Source organism: Acinetobacter lwoffii (genome assembly GCF_024129855.1).
In the GTDB taxonomy this organism is placed as follows: Bacteria; Pseudomonadota; Gammaproteobacteria; order Pseudomonadales; family Moraxellaceae; genus Acinetobacter; species Acinetobacter lwoffii_L.
In genome coordinates this window covers 1-277 of record NZ_JAMXXC010000091.1, presented here as the reverse complement: position 1 = coordinate 277, position 277 = coordinate 1, and the positions used below count along the sequence as shown (strand labels likewise).

General features: G+C 43.0%; 1 pseudogene. It reads left to right on the top strand.

From position 1 onward, the window contains the following. Positions 1-277, top strand: a pseudogene (locus tag NI465_RS16640) (ISNCY family transposase); the annotation flags it as partial.

Here is a 277-nt window from a genome sequence, read left to right as displayed (position 1 = left end):
GAACCGATAGAGCTGAATCATAAGCTTGTTGGGCAATATATTTCATTTCTGGAGTACCCGGATGGGACTGTGGCCCTCATGCACGAGGAACGAAAGCTCAACTACAGCATTTTCAATAAATTAGCTGGGCTACAGCAGAATGAGATCGTTGAGAATAAACGGTTAGGTACAGTTCTGGCACATATTCAGCAACAGCATGAAGAGTTGGAAAAACAGAATAAACGTTCCCGTCTCAAGAAAAGTATGCCGAGTCGTAAAGCTCAGAAAGCTGTTATTG